Here is a 24,622-nt window from a genome sequence, read left to right on the forward strand (position 1 = left end):
CGGTTCAGTCGTCAGCAGTGCTCTAGCAGTCTAGTGGTATGCCTAGCAGGATTTTTGCTTTTGAGTAGTTCACCGAGTTGGGCCACCGAAGAATCAGAACGGGAGATCGCAGACGCGCAGATTGAGGCGACGCAGGACATCGCAATAGGTGCAGAAGGTGTCACCAACATTTCTGCTGCTTCAACGCTGCTATCTGAGTTTGAACAGCCTGCTACCACGGTGGAAGGCTGGATGACTCAAATTGCACAGTCCCAGGTGACGATTACGGGCATACGGGTGGACGAAACTGAAACGGGCGTGCAAATCGTATTGGAAACCGCAGGGGGCGAACTGCCTGTTCCCAGTATTCAGACGGTTGGAAATGCGCTGACTGCCCAGATTCCCAATGCGGCCCTAGATTTACCGGAGGGCGAGTCGTTTGAGCAGTTCGGCCCCGCTGAAGGAATTGCGCTGCTAAGTGTGGTGAATATGCTAGATGGTAGCGTTAGAGTCTCGATCACGGGAACCAATGCGCCACCGCAGGCTCAAGTCAGAACAGAAGCGGGAAATTTAGTACTGAGCGTGGAGCCGGGAGTCGAAACAGCTACCGATTCAGGTTCAGATGCAATTCAGGTGGTGGTAACTGCGACGCGAACAGCAGAAGAGCTTCAAAATGTACCGCGATCGGTGACCGTGATTACCCGCGAAGACATTGAGCAGCAGTCGGCTCTGACCTCTGACTTTCGCAATATTTTGGGCAACTTGGTACCGGGGTTTGGGCCACCGACTAGCGTAGCCAACCCTCGCTCGATTGTACAAAACCTGCGGGGGCGTGAGACCAGTATTTTGCTGAATGGATTGCCGCTAACCTCTAACTATGGTCTGGTCAGGGAATTACGCACCCTTGATCCCAGCGTCGTGGAACGGGTGGAGATCGTGCGGGGGCCAACGGCTGTTTATGGGAGTCAGGCGACGGGTGGGGTGATCAACTTCATTACCCGGTCTCCGGCAGATATCCCGTTGCTGACTACTGTGGCGGCGGATGTTGAAGGCGACTTTACCAATCTGAGCGATAGCTTTGGTTACGGCCTCCAGCTTGGGGTTGCTGGCAACACTGGTGCAGTGGACTATGTGGCGTCTTTACGGCGACAAGAGACGGGGGCTGCGTTTGATGCTGAGGGCGATCGCATTCCAGAAACCAGCGGTGGCGGAGTGATTGATGCTGAGTCTTACGCGTTTTTGGGAGCGTTTGGCTACCGCTTTGCTCCAGACCAAGAGTTGCGGCTGACCCTTAGCTACTACGATGCTCGGCAAAATACCGCGTTTTTGTCTGACCCAGCGGTGCAGCAGGAACCCGGTATTCAAAAGGCTCGTACCCGATTAGTCGATGTGGCCACCGAGGGCACCGATCTGGCAGGTGATGAAAGTTTGTTAGTGGGTCTTAGTTATCGCCACGATGATCTTTGGGGCAGTCGTCTTCAGGGCAATCTTTACTATCGCGACTATACCTCCATCGTTGGTTTTAGCGACTTTCGAGGTGGCTTTTTCGATGTCATTGGTCGCCAACGAGCTATGGGCGACAAGTGGGGCACCCAGGTACAGGTAGAAACTCCCCTCTGGAATGAGGGGGCAGCGCAACTGCTGTGGGGTTTAGACTACGTGGATGAAAACAATCGGGCACCGTTTGAGATTTTTGACCCCGTGGCCTTCGACAGCCGCAATACCCTACTAAAAGTAGGAGAGCGCACCTTTGTTCCTCCCTATGACCTGTCCCAGTTGGGTCTCTTTGCTCAATTGCAGTGGGATGTCAGCGATCGCTGGCGTTTGAGCGGTGGCCTACGCCATGAGCGCATTGGTCTGCGGGTAGATGATTACATCACGTTCTTTGGCGATGCCATTGCCGGAGGAAACCAAAATTTCGACGCCACCGTATTCAACATCGGCACCAGCTACAGCCTCACCCCCGAACTCACCGCTTTTGTCAGCTTTGCCCAGGGTTTCTCAGTTCCCTCTTTTGGCGGCATATTGCGTAATCCACCAGCTAACTTCAGCGTTAGCGATGGCCTGCAACTCACTGAACCCGTCAAGGTGAACAATTACGAAATGGGTCTGCGGGGTGGTTGGCCTACGGTGCAAGCATCCCTGGCAGCCTTTTACAATACCTCTGAGTTGGGAGAAGACTACACCTTTGTGGGGGGTGTCTCCCAATTGGTGCGTGCCCCCCAGCGGATCTATGGAGTTGAAGCCACTGTAGATTGGCAACTGGCCAACACCTGGAGTCTAGGAGGTACCTTGGGCTGGGTCGAAGGGGACACCGATGAGGATAATGACGGCAGCTTCCAGCCCATCTCTACGTTTAATATTCAGCCCCTAAAGCTCACGGCTTATTTGGAAAATGAAACCCTACCGGGCTGGCGGAATCGGATTCAAGCGCTTTATTCCGGCAATCGCGATCGCGCTTTTGATGCTGGTGTTGATGCCATTGGCATCAATGACTACTTTGTCGTTGATCTGATCAGTCAGGCTGATCTTGGTTCTGGCACACTCCAGGTGGGTATCCAAAACCTGTTCAATAACCAGTATTTTCCGGTGCAGTCTCAATTTTTAAGTGGCTTTTTCGAACCCTCAAATACCGCTGGGGCTGGGCGCAGGTTTCGGATTGGCTACAGCATGCAGTTTTAAGCCGTTTTAAGCACCATCATGACAGTCTCTCGTTGGTACACATGGCTGCCGTTGGTCAGCCTGCTCCTGCTCACCGCCTGTCGATCTACCCAGACAACAAATGCACCAGAGCCAGCATCGGGCACAGCCATTACGCTGACCGATGCATCGGGCACTGCCGTCACGCTCCCCCGTGCGGCAGAGCGGATCGTCTGCCTGCATCTGAGCTGTATTGATATTCTGGCCGAGTTGGGGATAGTACCGCTGGCGGTGGGGCATCCCCGCCTAGCAGACTGGGCCAAAAGCCCGATTTACTTTGGCGAGGCCGCCAATCAGATCGCTGTTGTCGGTGGCCCAGAGCCTAACCTGGAGCGGTTACTGGCCCTGCAACCCGATGTGGTGATTGGCTATCGGGGCCAGATAGATGGCCTGCGAGAAACCCTCGCGCCGATTGCGCCGCTGGTGCTGTTGGAGGTGAATACCGTTGAGCAGGCCATCTCTAATCTGCGTCAGTTGGGGCAATTAACCAATCGCTCCGAAACTGCGGAAACCGCTATCCAGGCCTTCCAAGATCGCTTGGCTGACTACCAGACCCAAGCGCGCCCCGATCAAACCGTTCTAGTCACTAACGGCATCCAGGATACGTTCTACGTTGCCACCCGCGAATCGTTGGTGGGGGCTACCCTGGTTGAACTAGTGGATTACCCCTGGTCGCTGGGCGATCGCAACCCTAGCGCCATCAACTGGGCGGTGTTTTCCACCGAAATTATTCTCCAGGTGAACCCAGAAGTGGTGTTTGTGCTGGTGGATCGCCCCCAGGGTCTTGACTCGCTGACTCAAGATCCGGTCTGGAGCAAGCTGCGAGCGGTGCAGCAGGGGCGAGTCTACGAACTTCCCGATGCCGAAGTGGGTGGGCTGACGACTGGTACACGCTCGCTCAACCACCTGCTCAATGCCATCATGACTCGCCTTAACGCCGTTCAGCCTATCAATTGAGAATATCTCCTAATTGACGTACAATCTTGAGGCCGCGGCTAAAAGCAATCCTTTTACTTTGAATGAGTGAGCTAACTATCTATAGTCAAGATAATCAAGACTCACAAGTTTTACAGGGATGGCTTTGCAGGTTTTGATGTAGCCCACACTTGACTCAATCATGACGATTACCTTATCCCAAGCGGATTACTGGAATTTATTGCGGGAGTCTGCGTCTGATTGTCTAGACGGAGATGACTCAGACTTGATCTGCCCATTTCCCTCCGCCTTGGGGCAAGGATTTTGCCGTGAACTGTCGCTGCGGGAAGGATTAGAGCTAGCAATTGAAGAGGCTTGTCTGAAAGATGATGTAGTTGTGCATCATTGCGATCGCAGTCATCCTTTGGAATACACCTTTGAGCAAATTCAGACAGCGGGCAAAAGCGAGCAGCGCTATAGCTTGTACGGCAGCGGTCTGGCACCGGGCGAATCCTGGCGTGTTCCTGGTAAACAGCACATTACCCGCGTCAATGTTCATATCGAACCCGAGCAGTTTCAGAATTGGCTCGGTGGCGATAGGGAATTACCTCAAGCCGTACAGCCTCTGCTGCGATCGCAAAATGAAGAATACTATCAGGGTTCTGGAACACCCACAGCAGCCATGCAGATGACGGTGCAGCAGATTCTGAGCTGTCCGTTTCAGGGGCTGACCCAACAGCTCTATTTAGAAAGTAAGGTCTGGGAGCTAATGGCCTTGCTGATCAACGAGTTGCAGACCTCTGCTAGTGCCGCATCTGCGCCAAAAGTTTTGCGATCTGATGATGTGGAGCGGATTCACTACGCCAGCCAAATCCTGCGCCAGCGGTTGCTGAATCCGCCCTCCTTGATTGAACTTGCGCGAGCCACTGGCATTAATGATCACAAGCTAAAAGTTGGTTTCCACCAAGTCTTTGGCACAACCGTTTTTGGCTATCTGCACGAGCGACGCATGGAGCGATCGCGCCAATTGTTAGAGTCAGGAGACGTTAACGTCACCCAGGCTGCTCATGCCGTTGGCTTCGCGAATCGAGGCCATTTTGCCGCTGCTTTTCGCCGTAAGTACGGGGTGAATCCGGGGATTTATTTGCGTCAGAAGAGGGCGTAGAGGGGTGGATGGGTGAATGAGTGGGAGAGTAGGAGCGCAGGGGTGCTGCGGCCTTGTTACCCATCTACTCATCTACCCATCCACCCTCCTACCCATCCACCCTCCTCCAAAACTCCGGGTTGCGATCGCAAAAACTCCGTCTACTGATCGTTAACAGTAGGAATGGGTCACCTAATCCAGTATCTTCTTGAGAAGTGTTCTTAATTAGATGAAATCGGCATCGGTTTAAGAATCGGTTGCTCAAGTGGAAATGTGTGGTGTGATGCTTATTCAATTACGACGACTGATTTGCTTGGCGAGTATTTTAGCGGCTGTTCCGGCTGGTTTGGTGAGGGCTGAAATCCCTCTACTGTCGGCTACAGATCGATCCGTTAGCATGCAGGCTAGCGATCTAAATCTGGCCCAAGCGCTGGTCGAGATTACGGATATTCAAGTGGAAACAGGCGCAGCTGGAGTGCGGCTCGTCCTGGAGACAAACGGCACGTTGACAGAACCCGTCACCTCTACGACTGGGAACGCTCTGATTCTTGAATTTACCGATGCTGTACTGGCTTTGCCGGATGCTGCAACGGCTGAGGTGGCCAGTCCAGTAGACGGGATTGCCTTCATTTCGCTCACAGAGCTGGATGGCAACTCGGTACGGATTGCCATTACTGGTTCAGAGGGCGTCCCCGTAGCGCAAGTTGACACCACAGAAACGACAGCAACATTGGCGATTGAGCCAGTAGTGGCCCAGGCCCAGGGAGAAGACGATTTACTGCGAATTGCGGTGACGGGTGAAGATGACGAAGACTACGACCCGTCTGCGGCTTCAACGGCAACGGGTACCGATACGCCACTGCGCGACATTCCCCAGTCGATTCAGGTGATTCCAGAAGCCGTGATTGAAGATCGAAATGCGCTGGAGCTAGGTGATGCACTGGAAACCGCTGGTGGTGTAGTTTCGCGGGGCGGACGAGGCACGAGCGTATTTGGCCCCGGCTTCTTGATTCGAGGCTTTCCGGTTGAGGAAGGTGTATTTCGCGACGGGATTGAAACGTTTTCTCTCGCGCCCTTGGATACGAATGATGCTGAGCGGATCGAGATTTTAAAGGGGCCAGCATCTGTCCTGTTTGGCCAAGGCGATCCGGGCGGCATTATCAATCTAGTGTCTGAACAGCCCTTGAGTGTGCCTCGCTATGAAGTTGCAGCGACGGTGGGCAACTACAGCACCTATCGGGGAGATATCGATCTGACGGGGCCGCTGACCGATGATCAGGCTGTTCGGTATCGGCTCAATCTGAGCTATGAAAACTTCGGCAGCTTCCGGGATTTTGTCGATGGTGAAGGCTTATTTATTTCACCTGCGATCGCATGGGACATCGGCCCGAACACAAGTCTCAACATCTACGGGCAGTACGCCTACAACAGCGAGACGATTGACGATGGCATTCCCTTCACACCAGATGGCCCGGTGGATGTGCCACGCAGTCGGTTTATCAACGAAGACTTTAGTGAGTTTTCTCAAGACCAGTTCAGCATCGGCTATCGGCTCAACCATGATGTAAATGAGGCTCTGGAACTGCGCCATGCGCTGCAATATTTACAGTACAGCCCAGAGCGCTACGTTCCCTTCTACGCTGACTTTGATCCGGTAACGGGCATTGTCGATCGTTTTGAATATTATGCAGGTGGTTCATATCAGCGCTTCTTTACCAATGTAGAGGCAGTCGGTCGATTCAATACCGGATCGATTCAGCATCAGGTTTTAGCAGGCATTGAATATCGCAATACGCTAGAACAGCCAGAGTTTCAGTTCAGTAACGACTACCCGTCAATTAATATCTTCGATCCGGTCTACACAGGGGTTCCCTTCGCGATTGAGCCGGAGTTCTTCCGAGATGACATCATCAACACCATTGGCATTTATATCCAAGACCAAATTGAGTTTTCGCCCAGCCTGAAAGTTCTGGCCGGACTGCGCTACGATTCCGTCGATCAGTTCCGCACGACGCAGAACGTGGGTGAAGCCCGCGAGGAGTTTTCTCAAGTTGACAGTGCCCTTTCACCCCGCGTTGGCGTCGTCTTTCAACCCGTTGAACCGATTTCGCTGTATGCCTCCTACACTGAATCCTTTGAACCCAGCTTCGGCGCGAGTCGCAACGGTGACGGCTCAGTCTTTGATCCGGAAACGGGGCGGCAGTATGAAGTCGGTATCAAAGCCGATTTGACGGATCAGCTCAGCTTGACCTTTGCCGCCTTCGATATTCGCAAGCAGAACGTCGTCGTTCAAGATCCCAACAATCCGCTCTTGTCGATTCAGACTGGGGAAGTCACCAGTCGCGGCCTGGAACTGAACTTGGGAGGTGAAATCCTGCCCGGTTGGAACATTACGACTGCCTACACGCTACTCGATGCCTATGTCAGCCAGGACACCTCGGATATTGAAGGCAATCAACTGGCGAATGTACCCGACAATCAGTTCAGCCTGTGGACAACTTATGAAATTCAAGACGGCGATCTAGAAGGTTTAGGATTTGGCCTCGGTTTCTTTTACCTCAGCGATCGCCCTGGCACATTAGAGGATAGCTTCACCTTGCCGAGCTACTTCCGCACCGATGCCGCGTTGTTCTATGAGCGGGACAACTGGCGTGCCCAAGTGAACTTTGAAAACATCTTCGATATTGAATACTTCACATCGTCAGATGAATTCTTGTTTGCCAATCCGGGTGCTCCGTTTACGGTGACGGCAAAGGTGGCGGTGGAGTTTTAGAAAGCGTGAGGAGTGAGGAGTGAGGAGTGAGGAGTGAGGAGTGAGAGGCTAAAACGTTGAACTTACGAGTAATTAAACAATGGGGTTTTTACGTTGCGTTAGTCGTTTTGACGCTGGGGTTGGTGGTGGGTTGTCAGAGGCCGCAACAAACGGCGGTGTCGGTAGATGTAAGCGACTGCACGGTTGTTGAGCATGTGGCGGGAACGGCTTGTGTGCCGAATGAAATTCAGCGGTTGGTGACGCTGGATGGGGTGACGTTTGAATATGCGATCGCAGCGGGCCTCGAACCCATAGCCACGGTACGCTCCGACTTTCAAAGTCCCCTAGAGCCTCTACAGACCGAAGCGGCAGATATTGGTACCACTGGGGAACCTAACCTGGAGAAAGTGCTTGATCTAAAACCAAATTTGATTATTGGGTTGGATTTTTATCAGCAAATTTATCCCCAGCTAGAGCAGATTGCACCGACGCTGCTGTTTGGATTTGAGCACAGTGGCCAGTGGAAAGAGGTCTTCCAAACCGTGGCGACAAACCTGGGCCAATCGGCGGCAGCCGAACAAACGATGGCCGCTTACGCTGCTCGCACAGCCGAGTTTAAGGCACAAATGGGCGATCGCCTGAATGACCTCCAGGTGTCTGTTGTGCGCATTTATGCCGATACGATTAGTCTCTATCTGCGCGATTCCTTTGTTGGCACGGTGTTGCAGGATGCAGGGTTGTCCCGTCCACCAGCCCAAGATATTGGCGCAGAGGAGGCCAATGCCCGCTTTGGTAATTCGATTCAAACCAGCATCAGCCGTGAACTGCTGGAACAGGCCGATGGCGATGTGATCTTCCTTTGGACGGGCGAAAATACAGTCGAAGCAGCAGAGACGGCTCAGAAAAATTTGCAGGCATTACAGGACGATCCGCTCTGGCAGCAGCTCAAGGCAGTCCAGCAGGGCCGAGTTTACCAGGTGCCAAGCTACTGGATTGGCAGTGGCCCGATCGCGGCCAATGCGGTGTTGGATGATCTGTTCAAGTACCTTGTAGAGGAGGGTTAATCCGATGGCAAACCATGTTCTGGTTGTCTGCGAAGCCTGCGGTGCAAGCAACGAGCAAGAAGACTCAACTCAAGAGACGGACGGTATGCGCTTGCTCCATCAGCTCAAGGAGCTGCATGAACAGTGGCCTCGCAAAGATGAGCTGGCAATCGAAACAACCACCTGTTTGTGTATTTGTGAACGGCCATGTGCGATCGCATATGTCGGCACTGGCAAACCCACTTTTCTCTTTGGCGATCTAGATCCTGCGACCTGTGCCGCTGATCTGCTCACCGCTAGCGAACTCTACCTGGACAGCGAAGACGGCATGGTGCCTGCCTACAAGCTGCCTGTAAAACTGCGCCCTTGTCGGATTGCTCGAATTCCACCAGCGCCTTAAGACAAGCAGTATAGGTAATGAGAATAGCCTGAACGACCGAAGCCCTGCAGGCAAAATCTCCGTTGAGCGGTCAAAAAAATCCGTTTAGGGCTCCTTTTTGGTGTACGAGAGTGACAGAGTAGAGGCGTCCAATCCATTCTCCCATCTACTCTTTTGCCCATGCCCCCTATCCAGCAACTCATCTGGCAAATGATTCGCTATGCCCAGCGATTGTACTGGGTTGATACGCTGCTATGGCTGTTTATTCTAGGGCTGCCAGCGGTTCCAGGCATTTTGATTCGCGAATTTTTCAACAGTTTGACTGACCAAGCCAACGCGAGCGAGTCACCGTGGATCTGGATCAGTTTGCTACTCGCGACCGGATTAGCACGAGTCGTTGCCATTTTCACCGGACGCATTACCAAAACCCAGCACCGTTTTTTGATGAGCGGTCTGATTCGGCATAACCTGATGCATGAACTGCTGAAACGTCCGGGTGCCGAGCTTGCTGCAGGCGGAGCTACAGGGAAAAAAGTGTCTCCTGGCGAAATTCTCAGTTATTTTCGCGATGATGCCTTTCAAATTGAAGATACCGTGGTTGGGACGAATGAGATCTTTGCATCTGCGGTCTTTGCCATCGGTTCAGTTGCATTGCTGCTCAGCGTCAGCCCAGCGATGACGCTGCTGGTGTTTCTCCCCCTCTGCGCGATCGCAGCTTTAGCCCATCAAGCTGAACATCGCCTCAAGCGCTACCGTCGCGCCAGTCGGCAAGCCACCCAGCGGGTAACGGGCCTGATTGGCGAACTATTAACGGCTGTCCAAGCCGTCAAGGTAGCCGGAGCCGAAGCCCAAATGCTGGACGAACTCGAAAAAAGGTGCGATCGCAGACGCCATCTAGTGGTACGCGATCAGGTTTTTAGCGCCATTCTCAACTCCGGCTTTGAAAATATCGTCAGCCTAGGTACAGGTCTTATCCTGCTGCTTGCCTCCCAAAGCCTTGGCGCTCAAGGCCAGCTAACCGTTGGCGACTTCGCCCTGTTCGTTTACTATCTATCCTTCGTCACGAACTTCCTGGCATTTTTCGGCGGATTCCTGGCATCGATCAAGCAGAGTGAGGTGTCGTTCGAGCGGATGACGGAACTGATTGGAGCAGAGGAGAGTGGGAGAGTGGGAGAGGGTAAGGGTGCTAGGTTTCCGGTAGAACCCAATACCCAACACCTACCCAACAACTCTCCTACCCACCTACCCTCCCACCCATCCACCCATCCACTCACCCATCCCCACCCTCTCTACCTCCAACCGCTTTTCGGCGCTCAACCATCCTTGCCCAAACCACCCCCTCCACCAACCCTAGAACCCTTCCAAGAACTGCGAGTTGAAGGACTAACGTACCGCTATCCCAACTGCGATCGCGGCATCACTGATATCAGCTTTACGCTCAAATCCGGCAGTTTAGTAGTCATTACTGGGCGGGTTGGTGCGGGTAAAACAACACTGTTACGGGTACTGCTGGGTCTGTTGCCCAAACAATCCGGCTCGATTTTCTGGAATGGAAAACAGGTTCACGACCCAGCCAATTTCTTCGTACCTCCGCGCACAGCTTACACCGCACAAATCCCCCAGCTCTTTAGTGCCTCGCTGCTGGATAACCTGCTATTGGGATTAGATGCCACTGTCACGTCCGATCACCTAACACAAGCAATTGCTACTGCCGTTTTTGACCAAGATCTAGCAGCTTTACCTAACGGTTTAGAAACTCTAATTGGAACCCGTGGCTTCCGCCTTTCCGGTGGGCAAAAGCAGCGAGTTGCCGCCGCTCGTATGCTGCTACGTCAACCGCAACTACTGGTGTTCGATGACCTATCTAGCGCACTGGATGTCGAAACCGAACAGCGACTATGGCAGCGGCTGTTTGAAAGTAGAAGAACGAGAGAGTGGGAGAGTGAGAGCGTCGAAGATTCTAAAAAAACATCCAATTCCCTACCTGTCCCCCCATCTACTCATCTACCCACCTGCCTCATCGTTTCCCACCGACCTTCTGTTCTGAAACTAGCCGATCAGGTACTGCTACTAGAATCGGGATAAATTATGACGTTTCTAGGCGAGGGATTTGTAAAATCAGTCGCTGTAGATCCGTTTTTTCGTTGAATTGTCTGTCTAATCCTTGGTCAAAGCCAAATATGACTACAGCTGTTTGAGTGCCAGTGAGGTTTTGATTTGCGATCGCAGGTAGCCCCATCGCATTGGGATAAAGTAGCGATTCGTTATTGATCTAGTTGTTATCGGGTAGGAATTACCGCTATAGATCAGCATCCGGCCAATCTGTGGCGGTTGCGAAATTAAATCTGGATACGCGATTGAGGTCGCGACTTCGAAGGTATCTACTGGTTCCAGATGGCTTTCTATTTGAATCAAAGCAACTTTATCAATCTAAAATCCTAAGATTTTGGTTCGATAATCGCGCTTTATGCTTGATTAAGCCTCTGCCATTAACTGATCCAGCTCTTTCTGCATCTGGCTGCGGGCCTGCTCATAGCAGCGATGCACGTAGTCTTTGTCATGGCTAGCCTCCTCACCATAGTGCTCAAAGGTAATTGGCGCTCCAAAGCGAATGTGCATCGACTTTGGCCACGGAATATTGGGTAACGGGCCAAGGCCAATGCCCCAGGGTAAGCCCAAGTAAATTGGGAAGACTTCCGGATCAATACCAAACGGCCACGGCATCCCCAAGTCATGGAGCTGACGTACCTGCTCGTAAATATCGGCTAACACAATCAACGTATCGTGTGCCCCTTTAGACACCAGCGGTACGATAGGGGCCTCTTGATGCAGCGCTAGCTTGATAAAGCCTTTATGTCCTGCAAAGCAAATGCGATCGCGCTTTTGATAGGGGCGAAATAGATCCTTTAGCCCACCGGGATAAACCAAAACGGCAGCATCTCGTTGTAAAGCTGCGATCGCTAGTTCAGCACTGCTGGCCTGCACTGCACCACACTTAGATACGGCATTAGCCAGAAAAGGTGCTAGTTGCCACAGATAAGGATGCGCCAGCGCATAGGCAAGTCGCTCGGTACCAAAGTGGCGAAACCAGTCATATATCGCCATGTACATGTCCGGTGCCACCAGTCCGCCATTGTGGGAACCGACAACTAAGACTTTGCCGGATGGTGGAACGTGCTGCCAGCCATCACTCGTCACCTGAAAATAATGATGGTAGAACCATGTCCAAATTGGCATTAATGATGATTCGATAAATTGCGGATCTCGATCATCGAGTGATAGTCCGTCTAGAGCTTGTTTGGAAGAGTTACTTGTATTCATCAGTTATGCTTGTCCAGGAACGTCTGCTTTGCCCAAGCTTTTAAGGGCTGACACTGATTCTCTACCTCGCAGTGACAATAGATCCAGGCTAGCAGCAGGCAAAGTGCGATCGCACTTCCAATCCCGATGGGCTGATTCACATACCCAAATGCCATCCCACCACAAAACAGCACCAGCACCTATCATTCTTCCTGTAATTAGAGCATCATGAGCAACATCCTATTTCCGCCGCTCGATACACCTCGGCTGCATCTCCGCACCCTCCATGTCGATGATGTTGAGTTCATCTACCGCCATTTTGCAAATCCTGAAGTCAATCAATTTTTGCTAGATGAAGCACCTATTCATTCTTTAGAGCAGGCCCAGGCAATTGTCGATTTCTTTGTGCATCCCACAGACGACACATACACCCGCTGGGTGCTGATCGACAAAATAAACGGTAAACCGATTGGCACCTGTGGATTTCACAAGTGGAATCGGCGCAACCATCGGGCTGAAATTGGCTACGATTTAACACCCTCAGCACGGGGTCAGGGCTATATGCGCGAAGCCTTGACTGCCATGCTTAAGCATGGCTTTACACGTATGGAACTCAATCGCGTTGAAGCGCTGGTCTATCCCGAAAATACGGCTTCTCTGAAATTACTCAAGAAGTTCAACTTTCAGCCAGAAGGTTTGTTGCGGGACTATTTTTATCAAGATGTTATCAAGATGGCCAGTATTACGATCACTGGCTTCTGTCTCTCTTGAGGGCAGAGGTAGAACTGTGATTACACTTAGTTTGCTCTCCCCGGACAGATTAGTAATGTTACGCCGCAAGTAGAGGGATATATAGCTAGTATCTATTTCAAGTGTAAAGAAAGCGTGAGGAAGACCAGCCTTGGATCAATGCGACTAGATTTTTAACGATTATTACTGTTTCGTTTAATAATTATAGCCAGTTTATCGTTATTGTCTTATGCTAAATTAAGGTCAAAATTTGAAAAGTCTCCGGACAAATTTCAAGTTTAGATTTTGATAACGATAATCTAAGTCTATTGATTACTCAATTCTAATTGCTCAAATTTGAGGCAGTTTTCAGAAGTTTGTAATAGGTGGTATTTTTTGTATTGCATCACCTCTGCGACTAAAAAGGCTATCTACACTACCACCTCAATGACAATAATTAAAGCGGCTTTTAATCATCACTAAATTCCTGATGATAGGGATTCTGTTGGGCTGAGAACGGGTTCGCCAGTACTGACTTGCTGTGGTTTAAGGGGAGTGCGCGATGTGTTTTTCTGCGTCTGTCAGCTTTGCGGCGAGTGCCGTGCTAATTCCCGCCGGACTGTACTGCCTTAAAGCGACCGCTTCTAATGAAGCCTATTGGCCTCTAGCTTTTGCTCCTTTGGCTTTTGGGCTACAGCAAGGATTTGAGGGAATGGTCTGGCTAGGCATCAATTCTAATGCTCCAGAACTCATGCGGTTGGGCGCACTGGCTTTTTTATTCTTTTCACACTGCTTTTGGCTGATTTGGCCGTCCTTTATAGCGTTGCGTCTTGAAGATGACCCAACGATTGAAGCTCTATGTAGATTCTGCATGGTGGTCGGAATTTTGTATGGAGCCGTGCTGTATCTACCGCTATTAATTAATGCCAATTGGCTGTCGGTAGCGGTGGTTCATCGGTCGATTGAATATCAAGCCCAGTTTGTTGGTGATGCTGTGCCTATGTTGCTATCTCGCCTACTGTATGCCTCTACTATTCTGGTGCCATTGTTGATGTCGTCCCGACTGGAGATTAGAATTTGGGGCATTCTAATCACCTTATTCGCTTTGATTAGCTTGCTGTTGTTTAACTATGCTTTTGTCTCGGTATGGTGCTTCTTCGCGGCACTTTTATCGCTTTATATCATGCATGTGATCTTGAAAGCGACTCCGACTTGGTCAGAGCAGTCATAAGGCATAGATCATGAGGGCTGGGTTATGAGAATCGTCTACTCTCGTATGCGTCTGATTAGTTTAGCGTTGCTGCTGGGCACTCTCTTGGTTGTGAGCTGTCGCTCAACGCCAACGGATTCCGCCGACTGTAGCCCTCTCCGCATTGTGGTCAGTATTCCGCCCCAAGCTTACTTTGTTGATCGGATTGGAGGCGACGCCGTCACGGTCGAAACGATGGTGCCTGCTGGGGTAGAACCGCATACCTATGAGCCAAAGCCCGACCAGCTTAAAGCCATCAGTCAGGCTGATGTTTATCTGCGAATTCGGGTCGATTTTGAAGATGCCTGGCTGGATCGGTTTCTGGCAGCCAATTCTCAGATGCAGGTTGTGGACACCACCGCAGGGATCGAACGCTGGCCGTTGCCCGCTGGTCTGGACGCGCATGGGACAGAGACAGCGGTTCCGCAAAACCTTGAAGGACAGGTTGATCCGCACGTCTGGCTGTCGCCCCGACTGGTTAAGGTGCAGGCTGAAACCATTGCCGATACCCTGAGCCAACTCGACCCGGATCAGGCGAGCCAATTTGAGGCCAATTTGGATGATTTTCTCCAAGATATCGATCGGCTGGATGCTGACATTCACCAAACGTTAGAGGGTGTCACCAACCGACAGTTTCTTGTCTTTCATCCGGCCTGGGGATACTTTGCGCGGGACTATGATCTACAGATGTTGGCCATTGAAGTGGGCGGGCAGGAACCGAGTGCAGCAGAACTCGCTGACCTGGTGCGGTTTGCCCAACAGCATCAAATTAAAGTCATTTTTGCGTCGCCCCAGTTCAGCCAGCGAGATGCGACCACAATTGCGCAGGAAATTGGCGGCGAGGTGCTGCTGATTGACCCCCTTGCCTACGATTGGTTCAACAACCTGCAACAGGTGGCTGCGACCTTCGCAAACGCGCTCTAGCTCTGACTATGCAGTACTCTAGTTCTCTCTCCGATCCCTTGCCACTGCCTCAATCTGTCCCTGTGATTGCGGTCAATCAGGTATGGGCAGGATACGACCAGGAAGCCGTCCTAGAGGATATTAGTCTGACGGTGCGAGAGGGGGATTTTATTGGGCTGATTGGCCCGAACGGTGGGGGTAAAACGACGTTTTTCAAAATTTTGTTGGGGCTGCTGACTCCCTGGCGGGGCACGGTGCGGATTATGGGGAGGACGGTGCAGCGGGGGCGGCGCTATGTCGGCTATGTGCCGCAGCATTTAGAGTGCGATCGCAGTTTTCCAATTACCGTTTGGGAAGTGACCATGATGGGGCGGTTGGGACACCGCCGCTTGCTCCAGCGCTACACCCAGGAGGATGAAAAGTGGGTCACCCAAGCACTAGAAAGCGTAGGTCTGCTGGCTCTGCGACAGCGGGCTGTTGGCACCCTTTCCGGCGGGCAACGAAAACGAGCCTTTATTGCCAGGGCATTGGCCACCGACCCCAAAATTTTGCTGCTGGATGAGCCGATGGCCAGCATTGATCCCCATATGGAATACCATATGTATGAACTGCTCAAAGAGCTGAACCAGCATCTGACGATTTTGATGATTTCCCACGACATTGGTGCGATCGCAGCTTGCGTCAAGACCGTTGGCTGTCTCAACCGCAAGCTTTACTACCACGGCGAAAAGCAAATCACTCCCGAAATGCTGGAAATGGTTTACGAATGTCCCGTCGATCTGATTGCCCACGGTGTTCCCCACCGCGTTTTTGCCGAACATGCCGCCGAACAATCTCAGGACAACCAGCCATGATTGAAGCTTTACAGTTCGACTTTATGCGCAACGCCCTAATTGCCGGAGTGCTGGTCAGCTTGGCCTGCGGCATTGTTGGCACCTTTGTGGTGATTAACCGCATTGTCTTTGTCAGTGGCGGCATTGCCCATGCAGCTTATGGCGGCATTGGCTTGGGCTATTTCTTTCAGTTCAATCCCATTATTGGGGCGATTGTGTTCAGCGTGGGAGCGGCTCTGGCGATGGGCATGGTGGAGCGACACACCCACCAGCGTACAGACACCATCATCGGCGTCATCTGGGCTATGGGCATGGCGATCGGCATCATTTTGGTGGATCTGGCTAAAGGGTACAAAGCCGACCTGATGAGCTATCTATTTGGCAGCATTTTGGCCGTACCTGCCCGCGATCTATGGATTATGTTTGTCCTGGATCTGATCATCCTGGTGTTGGTCATTCTGTTTTATAAGGAGCTACTGGCCATTTCGTTTGATGAACTGTTTGCCACAGTCGTCAATGTACCCGTCAACGCCATCTATTTGACGCTGATGTGCCTGATCGCGCTTACTGTGGTGATGATGATGCGCGTGGTGGGGCTGATTATGGTGATTGCACTGCTGACGATGCCCGCTGCCATTAGTAACCAATTCGTGAGTAACATGAAGAAAATGATGGTGCTGGCTAGCCTGCTGGGTGTATTGTTCACCACCACTGGGCTGTGGCTGTCGTACAGCCTTAATCTCACCTCTGGAGCCACTATTATTCTGATTGCCGGTTTGGCTTACCTGCTCAGCATGACGGTGGCTCCCATTAAAGCTCGGCTCCAGGGCCACCGACAGTCTAGATAACAAAGGTTGAAGTTCAGATGTTGCTGCACGCGAAACTTTATAACAGAAACTTTCAGAATGCAGTTGTCAACTGCTGCATCACCTAGGCTAGAAAGTAGGTGGACTCCTGCGTCTGACTCCGAACCGAAAAGAAATATGGAGATCTGTATTGCGCTAATTGGAGGAGCGCTGAAGGGGTTGTTGCGTACTTTGGCTATGTAAGATCAAGTCCGTGTATATGAACCCTGTTTATTTTTTGTGAAATGCTGGCTTAGACAGCCTTTCACAAAAAATAAACAATGGGTTTTTAACCGGATTGCATATCAGTTGATAGTAGCGATCGCAGCACCCATTCAAAATGTCGCTATGGGAAGCAATAAGAAACGAATTGGTATTCTTACTAGCGGTGGCGATTGTCCAGGACTGAATGCGGTCATTCGAGCCGTAGTGAAATGCGCCACTCATAGAGGTTGGGACGTTTACGGCATTCCCTATGGTACTGATGGGTTTATTCAGGTGAGTGAAGGCCACTTCCAGCCCCAGGATTTGCTCCTCACGGAGCATGGCTATGATTTGCCGGGGGTATTGCAGGGGATTGATGTCCTGCAGTTTTTAAGCGGGAGTGTATTGGGTTCGTTAAGTAAGGGTCATCCAGAAATCCCAGGTATCACGGTTAAAATCCTGGCGGGCTATGAGCAGATGAATCTGGACGCAGTGATTGCTATTGGAGGAGATGGCAGTCTGCGTATTATCTACGATCTGGCTCAGTTGGGCGGTTGGAACTTCATTGCCATTCCCAAGACTATCGATAATGATGTTCCCTTTACCGAACAATCTATTGGGTTTAGCACAGCGGTTGAAACCGTAACGGCTTGTCTCTATGACCTCACGTTCACCGCTGCTAGCCATGATCGGATTATGGTGGTTCAGGTGATGGGGCGGGATGCGGGGCATCTGGCGCTGCATGCAGGAATTGCGGGTGGAGCAGACATCATTCTGCTGCCGGAACTTGTCCCCAGACTAATTCCTGTCGTGATTTATCAAATGTGCGATCGCATTGCTGATATGCGCCAGAAAGGTCGTCGCTTTGCCCTCGTGGTAATTGCTGAAGGAGTGAAAACGGCCACTGGAGAAAAGGACAAATGTATCGCTGAATATCTGGCTGAGCAAATCAAGCAGCACGGAAAGCACCTGTGCGGTTCCGGTGAGAAACGCTACTGTGAGTTGGATCAAATTGAAACCCGTTCAACGGTATTAGGACACATTCAGCGCTCAGGTACACCCGTTGCCTTTGACCGTCTGCTCGCCTCTGCCTTTGGGAAAAAAGCGGTCGATCTGATTGCCGCTGAGCATTATGGTCAACTGGTAGCCTGGGAAGCCGGGCAAGTTCGAGGAAAACCTTTAGATCAGGTGATTCAGGTCATTAAAGAACGACACCTGAAGCAGATCTGTCCCAGTCCAGTCAACCCTCATAGCACGATGGTACAAGTGGCCACGTCGTTAGGAATTTATCTGGGGGATTCGGCCTACCTTGCCCATTTCATGGATAGGGATTAAACACATCAAAAAGCCTCTAAAAAAGGAGATTAGTTATGCTAAATCGATTTAAAGGCACAGTTCTGTATCTGCTCGCCATTTGCGGTCTGTTAGGTAGCTTCACTATTGGGCTGGGGCTGAAGTCGCTAGCCCAGACTCAGGAGACACTTTCACCGATCGCGTTAATTAACATTGTCAAATACTACACGGGCCTACCGCACCAGGACAGAGCCATTTGGCTGCTGCAAAGCCAAATTGATAAGATGCAGCCGGAACTCTTGGCCGCTGATTCTATTATGGCCAATGTGTGGCGAGATTCTGAAACCCTAGCGGGTCATGTGAACATTTTGGCAAGCATCCCCGCTGCCAACCGTACTGGAGCCGACCCGCTGGAACTTGCGATCGCAACTGCCAATCTGCGTCCAGCAGCTCCAGTTGATATCGAACTGCTCTCTGGTCCAAACGTTGAATCGCCCGACCAGGTAATGGTCACGGTCACGACTGGTGGCCTTTTGGATGATTCTCTGGCCGGGATTCGCTATCGGTTTGATATGCAGCGACAAAATAACCAGTGGACTATTCAGCGGGCAGGACGGCAGTACCGCTGCCAACCGGGGCGAGGCCATCAGGATTGGTCGGATGAAACCTGCATTTAGGCTAAGCTAATCAGTTGTCCAGTTGTCACATCATTACGACAGCATAACTGGCTGCATCATCCACTGGAATGCCAACAGGTTGAGCAATAAACCAACAACAAATAATACGCTCACCAGGGCGATTTGATACCACTCCACGGGTTTTACTCGCAGGTCGAGCGCAACGTGCAGAAAGTTCATCACCGTATAGAACAAACTCAGCCCAAAGTGAATAGCCCGGTAGAGGGGAGAAACATTCAATGCCGTCAGAGTAATCATCACCATTGGGATGATGAAGAACCCCAACATGGCCCACAGATGAGAGATGGGAGTTTTGCCGTGGGCATGGGGCATCGCCACCTCGGAGCCGTATAGCAGCGGGATGAGCGCGAGCTGGGTATGAAACACCGTGCCAAACAGGAATACGGTCCAAAGAGCGATAATTTGGGCTTGTAGCGACAGGGTGATCGTCATGGCTTTTTTTCACCTCTGTAGACATGTTCTAAGTTTATTATCGCTCAGTTTTTAGGTACGGTTTTCACCTTAAGGGAATTTGTTTATCTCCTTTAAATTTGTTCTCTTACAGCTCGATATATGGCCATAGTCATATTGGTTAGACCATTTTTGTGCGCGGCTTCGCCGCGCACAAAAATGGTCGTGTCCTAACTCAGTTCCTCATCGATTTAATATTGCTGTAAACGGGTTATGTAAACCTATTTTTATTCCAGGCTATCCTCTTCTAAAAATTTCCTAAAATAAGATTAGGACTGTCTATTTATCGACTTCCCAGCTTAAAGAAACAAATTGTTTTCTCTATAGGCTCTGCTGAAGTCCTCACCGACTCTATTGGGAGATTCAGCGCCATGATAATTCCATTTCGCGATCGCACCGCAGCGGGGCGGCAGCTTGCCAAGCATCTCCAATCCTACGCTCATCGTTCAGATGTATTGGTGTTAGGTTTACCGAGAGGCGGCATCCCGGTTGCCTTTGAGGTAGCTCAAGCTCTCCATGCTCCGCTGGATATCTGTCTGGTGCGCAAGCTGGGTGTACCGGGACACGCTGAATTGGCGATGGGAGCCATTGCCAGTGGTGGTGTCCGCATCCTGAACTATGAGATCATTAGTCGGCTGGGCATTACTGATAAAACCCTTGAAGCTGTCGCCGCCCGAGAGCTGCGGGAGTTGCAGCGGCGGGATCGGGTGTACCGGGGGGATCGCTCTCAGCCCCTCATCCGCGATCAAAGGGTAATTTTAGTAGATGACGGTATTGCCACTGGAGCTACTATCCGAGCTGCGATCGCAATTCTTAAATCCCAAGATCCCCGAGAGCTAATTGTGGCTGTTCCAGTCGCGCCCGAAGAGGTTTGCCAAATGCTCATGGCTGAAGTCGATCGGGTCGTATGCGTAGCGACTCCATTCCCGTTTCATGCCATTGCTCTCTGGTACGAAGACTTTCGTCAAACATCTGATGCGGAAGTGTGCGATCGGCTAGCTTGGCAAGCGCAGGCCATCCAATCGAGTCAACAACCATCAACATTACTAGGGGCTAATTCACTATGAAACAGCACTACACCGAGCGTGACCCAAGAGTACGAGCGACTGCTGCAATTTGGGGGATTTCCATTGGCATGTTCGGCATTTGTATTCCTCTAGTTGCGATTACTAATACTGGACTACTGCTACCTGTTTTAGTGCTTTTAGGGGCTAGCGTTAGCACGTCTGCAATTTGGCTCGCTACTCGGCCACCGCAGTCAGAAAACAAACAACAGCTCAACCAAACGGTTGCCCGATTAGAAGAACGAGTCAGAAACTTAGAGGCAATTTGTAGTAGTGCTGACTGGAATCTGCAACAGCCAATTCTCCTTAATAAAGCATCTGAAAAATAGATTGAATCTCTTGGGGTCCATTCCCCGCCGCTCTGCGGCGTAAGATCTAAGAATGAGTGAGTACATCCACAAGAGTCATAACGTAACAGTTTTGCTATACCACTTAGTGTTTCCAGCAAAGTATCGACGGGTTGTGTTTGATGAGCAAGTAGATGCGGTTCTGCGAGAGGTCTGCCTCGAAATCGAGAAACGCTACGAGGTGAAGTTTGTCGAAATTGGAGTGGACAAAGACCATGTCCATTTTCTAGTGCAGTCCGTGCCGACCTATAGTGTGACCAAACTGGTAACGATGCTGAAAAGTTTAACTGCACGAGAAGTCTTCAAACGATGCCCTCAAGTGAAGCAGAAACTTTGGGGAGGCGAGTTTTGGAGTGATGGATATTTTGCGAGTACAGTAGGCCGCCACGGGGATGAAGGAATGATCGCCAAATATGTTCAAGCCCAAGGCAAAGATTACCTCAAATTGCATCGGGATAATCAACTTGCTCTTTTTTGATTCTGATACCCCGTCCGCTTGCGGCGGGGTATTTCATTTCCATCATCGGCACATGCTTATGGGCCGCCGCATGAAAGACAATTTGGGGTTTGAACTCCTTAAAGGCATACTCTAGCCGAGGCAAGAAGCGAATGTCGGCAATGCAAGCGGAGATCTTGGGCAGATACGGCCACTGCTGCTCGGCCTGCAAATTTCTCAGGCTTTTTTCCAGCTCTTGCTGAATATTGAAGACAGAGTTTTCTCCGTGGCCAACCAGCAGCAATTCGGCTGGGCCGCGCTGTAGCACCTGGCGACAGAGTTCGCCACCAATGGAGCCTCCCGCTCCGGTCACCATCACCCGCTGTCCCTGAATTAGATGGGAGACTTGTTCCACATCCATCTGAATGGGTTCGCGGCGCAGCAAATCCTCAATCTGCACGTCCCGCACTCGCCCAATGGACACCCGACCGTTGAGAATCTCGTGAATACCCGGTAGGGCGCTGGTCGGCACACCGACGTGCTGGCAGATGTCCAATACTTCGCGAATCACATTACCGGGAGCCGTGGGCATGGCAATGATCACCTTCCGCACATGCAGCGATCGCACGAGTTCAGGAATGCAGTAGCGATCGCCCGCGACTGGTAAGCGGCGAATGCGCAGGTTGAGCTTAGCTGGGTCATCATCCACAAAAGCAACGGGTCGCAGCCCCAAGGAGGGATTGCGCTGCATCTCTTGCACAAGAGATACACCCGCACTGCCAGCTCCCACCACTAAAACGCGATCGCGGCGGAATAGAGCGCGACGATGGTAACGACTGTGCTCAATAGCCCGAATCCGAAATCGAATCGCTCCCACCAGCAAGAAACTGACAATTGCATCCAGCAGCGGCAGGGAACGGGGCAACTCTTCAAACAGCGTAATGTCTAAAGCTTGTCCCCAGAAGAAAAACAGAGACTGCAACACAATCGCGGCCACCATGGCTAACGCGATTTGCTGTAGCTCATCAATGCTGGCATAGCGCCAAAAGCGTTTGTAAAAACCCATGGCATAGAGAATGCCAAACTTAATCAACAAAAAATGCAGAGTGAGCCAGAGTAGCCCCATTTGATAAAGGCTGAAATTCACATCCCCATCGAGGCGCAATCCAAGTGCAAGTAGGGGAGAAATAAAAAATATTAGAATATCTGCGATCGCAAAGTGGCGGTTTCGCAATCTGGACATTTTTTTAGGTGCGACATAAAACATTCGCCTTAACCTCTTTGGTGAGTTAAAAATGACACCTAGAATTATTTTTGAAAAAGAAATTAACGTTGGCTTTGCTTCTACTTAAATTGTCAAAAACAGAATTAATTCTGAAAATATTTCTATACGAACAGTATTCAAAGCCAGTATTCAAGTCTGATACTTTAAGCTAGTGCTGAATGATCTAGAGAAGTAAATTCATCAACTCTTTCATCAACTTTCTGAATTAGTCTTTTTAACAAGCAGATTAAAAAGCGGATCTTACTTAAACAAAAATCATCTATGAGGAGCAATAGTGAAAGACTACTGTATTTATACGGAATCTAAAATGCCAAAATGCCAGCACAATATACCTGCCATTCAAAAAAAATGCATCCAGTTTCGAGACTGGATGCACCGCGAGCTATCACAACAAACTTGAGATTATAAGAGAAATTATTTCTTGAGCATCATGAGATGTGCTTTTGTAGTTAATGTTTGGGGAGTCTGTTGATTAGGTAAGAAGTTAGTTTTTAGATGATCTGCAATTCTTAATGCCAGGGCTACAATTGTTAACGTAGGGTTGGCATGACCACCTGTTGGAAAGGTCGAACTACTAGCAATAAAGATGTTTGCTAAGCCATGAATTTTGCAGTTTCTATCAACGACGCCCGTACGGGGACTATTGCTCATGCGGGTTGTGCCCATATGATGTGATGAATCCGTCAGATCAGGCCATAAACTGTCAATATTGGGAATGTCACTGCTCAAGTGACCAATTCCTAAGGCTTGGAAATGATGATCTAGGATCTGGTGTAACTTGACTAAACTTTCTTTTTCTTGGTTGGTGATGCGGAGTGTAACTTGCAATAACTGTTGTCCTAATATATCCCGCTGGCGACTTAACGTAACGCGGCTTTCTCGATAGGGAGCTTGCTCAAAATGATTAAGCACAGAAATATAAGGATAAGTAATAGGCCAGTTTAAATGCTTACGAATAAAGTAGTTTGTTAAATCATCAAGATGGGGAATAAATACTTTGAGATCATCCGCTTGAATCGCATTCCATTTGAAGCGTTTTAAGCAGCTACCTGTCCACTGGAAGGCTTTACTCGCTTCAGGCATACCTGGCGGATAACCCGGTATTAATTCAATATAGTGATTGAGCAATTGTGCCTGCTGCTGTTGCTTTTCGGTCAGTCGAATTCCCAACTGAGCAAATCCATTTCGGGTACGAATACTGTCTAGAAAAATAGGCGATCGCAATGTTTTTGCAATGGGATAAATTTTGCCCAAATGAATTTTGGGGTGCTCCATATAGTATCGGCCTACTAAGTCATAGGCATTGCCAACTCCGTGGGGAGAATAACGTTGCGATAAGAGCAAAAGGCGGGCATTTTCCCAACCACCACAGGCCAAAATATAAACCTGCCCCTTTACCCAAAATTGGTTGCCTCGGAGGGTCCTAACTTGGAGCTGCTCAATCGCTGTTTGTTCAGGGTTTGGCTCAATTTCAGTCACGTTTGCGTGGGTGCAAATCCGAATATTGCCAGATTGTAGGAGATCTTGCTGATAAACTTTTCCCATCTTGAGCGGAGAAGAAGCAAACAGCGAAACCTCCGGAGCTAGCACCGCATCATCAAACAGGAAATGAGCTCGCTGATCAAGAACTTTTTGTTGCCACTGATCAGCCTGAAACTTCTGATAGGACGGTAGCTTTAACAAACGGGCAGCTCTTTGATAAAACGGCTCCAGGGTCGCTTTGTTAAACGGCCAACCGCTGTCTTTCACCCACGACCGCGTTTGGAAGTCAATATCGTTAAGGGGAATGCAGCGTCCGGCCCAGGTGTTGGTTGAACCACCAAAGTAGCGATTACGAGAAACATAGCCGCGCTCCAGGCGGATGGGGTGACCAACATTTTCTACATCGTAAAGTGATTGAGTCTGATTATCGTGTTCAAAATCGCCACTTTCGAGTAATAAGACCTGGTATTGAGTATGGATAAACTCTTTTGCGATCGCAATACCAGCGGCACCTCCACCCACAATGCAAATATCGGCTTGTAGTAAGGCATTATCTTCAACGTGAAAAGCATCGATAATGGATGTCATCTTC

At 50.5% G+C, this 24,622-nt stretch carries 22 protein-coding genes; 17 read left to right on the forward strand and 5 right to left on the reverse strand.

The features are described 5' to 3' along the window. The first annotated feature begins 60 nt into the window (after positions 1-60). The 7 genes from AC286M_RS22220 to AC286M_RS22250 all read left to right on the forward strand — a co-directional run bounded on the left by AC286M_RS22220 (position 61) and on the right by AC286M_RS22250 (position 10,997). On the forward strand, positions 61-2,661 hold the full coding sequence (locus AC286M_RS22220) for a TonB-dependent receptor domain-containing protein (protein WP_488206466.1): 2,601 nt from the start codon (positions 61-63) through the stop codon (positions 2,659-2,661). Positions 2,662-2,679: 18 nt separating this feature from the next. Next, complete coding sequence (locus tag AC286M_RS22225) at positions 2,680-3,636, forward strand: ABC transporter substrate-binding protein (protein WP_488206467.1); 957 nt, start codon at positions 2,680-2,682, stop codon at positions 3,634-3,636. A 160-nt stretch (positions 3,637-3,796) separates the two neighbouring features. Continuing rightward, on the forward strand, positions 3,797-4,759 hold the full coding sequence (locus AC286M_RS22230) for a helix-turn-helix transcriptional regulator (protein WP_488206468.1): 963 nt from the start codon (positions 3,797-3,799) through the stop codon (positions 4,757-4,759). A 262-nt stretch (positions 4,760-5,021) separates the two neighbouring features. Beyond that, on the forward strand, positions 5,022-7,511 hold the full coding sequence (locus AC286M_RS22235; RefSeq protein ID WP_488206469.1) for a TonB-dependent siderophore receptor: 2,490 nt from the start codon (positions 5,022-5,024) through the stop codon (positions 7,509-7,511). A 56-nt stretch (positions 7,512-7,567) separates the two neighbouring features. Beyond that, the gene (locus AC286M_RS22240; RefSeq protein ID WP_488206470.1) at positions 7,568-8,554 is read left to right on the forward strand and encodes an iron-siderophore ABC transporter substrate-binding protein; all 987 of its coding nucleotides are present in this window, start codon (positions 7,568-7,570) and stop codon (positions 8,552-8,554) included. Positions 8,555-8,558: 4 nt separating this feature from the next. Then, the gene (locus AC286M_RS22245) at positions 8,559-8,933 is read left to right on the forward strand and encodes a DUF1636 family protein (protein WP_488206471.1); all 375 of its coding nucleotides are present in this window, start codon (positions 8,559-8,561) and stop codon (positions 8,931-8,933) included. Between the two features lie 159 nt (positions 8,934-9,092). Beyond that, positions 9,093-10,997 carry an ATP-binding cassette domain-containing protein gene (locus AC286M_RS22250; RefSeq protein WP_488206472.1) on the forward strand — a complete coding sequence of 635 codons (1,905 nt, stop codon included), beginning with the start codon at positions 9,093-9,095 and terminating at the stop codon, positions 10,995-10,997. Positions 10,998-11,387: 390 nt separating this feature from the next. Here the strand turns inward: AC286M_RS22250 and AC286M_RS22255 are convergent, their stop codons facing one another. Both AC286M_RS22255 and AC286M_RS22260 read right to left on the reverse strand, forming a co-directional pair. Next, complete coding sequence (locus AC286M_RS22255; protein WP_488206473.1) at positions 11,388-12,233, reverse strand: 1-acyl-sn-glycerol-3-phosphate acyltransferase; 846 nt, start codon at positions 12,231-12,233, stop codon at positions 11,388-11,390. Further along, positions 12,233-12,412, reverse strand: coding sequence for a hypothetical protein (locus tag AC286M_RS22260; protein WP_488206474.1), 180 nt, complete (start codon positions 12,410-12,412; stop codon positions 12,233-12,235). Before AC286M_RS22260 ends, AC286M_RS22255 begins: the two co-directional genes overlap by 1 nt. A 28-nt stretch (positions 12,413-12,440) precedes the next feature. On the opposite strand from AC286M_RS22260, the gene AC286M_RS22265 reads away from it, so the two are divergent. From AC286M_RS22265 to AC286M_RS22295, 7 genes are all read left to right on the forward strand, one after another. Further along, on the forward strand, positions 12,441-12,983 hold the full coding sequence (locus AC286M_RS22265) for a GNAT family N-acetyltransferase (protein WP_488206475.1): 543 nt from the start codon (positions 12,441-12,443) through the stop codon (positions 12,981-12,983). 520 nt (positions 12,984-13,503) lie between these two features. Then, positions 13,504-14,172, forward strand: a complete 669-nt coding sequence (locus tag AC286M_RS22270; protein WP_488206476.1) for a DUF6629 family protein — start codon at positions 13,504-13,506, stop codon at positions 14,170-14,172. Between the two features lie 24 nt (positions 14,173-14,196). Beyond that, positions 14,197-15,114 (forward strand): metal ABC transporter solute-binding protein, Zn/Mn family, encoded by a 918-nt coding sequence (locus AC286M_RS22275; RefSeq protein ID WP_488206477.1) that lies wholly within the window; start codon positions 14,197-14,199, stop codon positions 15,112-15,114. 8 nt (positions 15,115-15,122) lie between these two features. Continuing rightward, entirely contained in the window at positions 15,123-15,947 is an 825-nt protein-coding gene (locus AC286M_RS22280; protein ID WP_488206478.1) for a metal ABC transporter ATP-binding protein, read from the forward strand. Further along, entirely contained in the window at positions 15,944-16,774 is an 831-nt protein-coding gene (locus AC286M_RS22285; protein ID WP_488206479.1) for a metal ABC transporter permease, read from the forward strand. Before AC286M_RS22280 ends, AC286M_RS22285 begins: the two co-directional genes overlap by 4 nt. A 345-nt stretch (positions 16,775-17,119) precedes the next feature. After that, positions 17,120-18,310, forward strand: a complete 1,191-nt coding sequence (locus tag AC286M_RS22290; protein WP_488206480.1) for an ATP-dependent 6-phosphofructokinase — start codon at positions 17,120-17,122, stop codon at positions 18,308-18,310. 35 nt (positions 18,311-18,345) lie between these two features. Continuing rightward, a complete protein-coding gene (locus AC286M_RS22295) occupies positions 18,346-18,945 on the forward strand; it encodes a hypothetical protein (protein WP_488206481.1) in 600 nt (199 codons plus the stop codon). Positions 18,946-18,978: 33 nt separating this feature from the next. Here the strand turns inward: AC286M_RS22295 and AC286M_RS22300 are convergent, their stop codons facing one another. Next, on the reverse strand, positions 18,979-19,398 hold the full coding sequence (locus AC286M_RS22300) for a hypothetical protein (protein ID WP_488206482.1): 420 nt from the start codon (positions 19,396-19,398) through the stop codon (positions 18,979-18,981). 389 nt (positions 19,399-19,787) lie between these two features. On the opposite strand from AC286M_RS22300, the gene AC286M_RS22305 reads away from it, so the two are divergent. The 3 genes from AC286M_RS22305 to tnpA are packed head-to-tail and all read left to right on the forward strand — an operon-like array spanning position 19,788 to position 21,305. Beyond that, the gene (locus tag AC286M_RS22305; RefSeq protein WP_488206483.1) at positions 19,788-20,483 is read left to right on the forward strand and encodes a phosphoribosyltransferase; all 696 of its coding nucleotides are present in this window, start codon (positions 19,788-19,790) and stop codon (positions 20,481-20,483) included. Continuing rightward, positions 20,480-20,809 carry a hypothetical protein gene (locus AC286M_RS22310; protein ID WP_488206484.1) on the forward strand — a complete coding sequence of 110 codons (330 nt, stop codon included), beginning with the start codon at positions 20,480-20,482 and terminating at the stop codon, positions 20,807-20,809. Before AC286M_RS22305 ends, AC286M_RS22310 begins: the two co-directional genes overlap by 4 nt. 52 nt (positions 20,810-20,861) lie before the next feature. Next, entirely contained in the window at positions 20,862-21,305 is a 444-nt protein-coding gene (tnpA, locus tag AC286M_RS22315; protein WP_488202591.1) for an IS200/IS605 family transposase, read from the forward strand. Here tnpA and AC286M_RS22320 read toward each other — a convergent pair. Then, a complete protein-coding gene (locus AC286M_RS22320) occupies positions 21,268-22,506 on the reverse strand; it encodes a nucleoside-diphosphate sugar epimerase/dehydratase (RefSeq protein WP_488206485.1) in 1,239 nt (412 codons plus the stop codon). The two genes, tnpA and AC286M_RS22320, sit on opposite strands and share 38 nt — an antisense overlap. A 456-nt stretch (positions 22,507-22,962) precedes the next feature. Next, a complete protein-coding gene (locus tag AC286M_RS22325) occupies positions 22,963-24,618 on the reverse strand; it encodes a GMC oxidoreductase (RefSeq protein ID WP_488206486.1) in 1,656 nt (551 codons plus the stop codon). Between the last annotated feature and the right edge of the window lie 4 nt (positions 24,619-24,622).

It is taken from the genome of Thainema salinarum CENA647 (genome assembly GCF_057732415.1).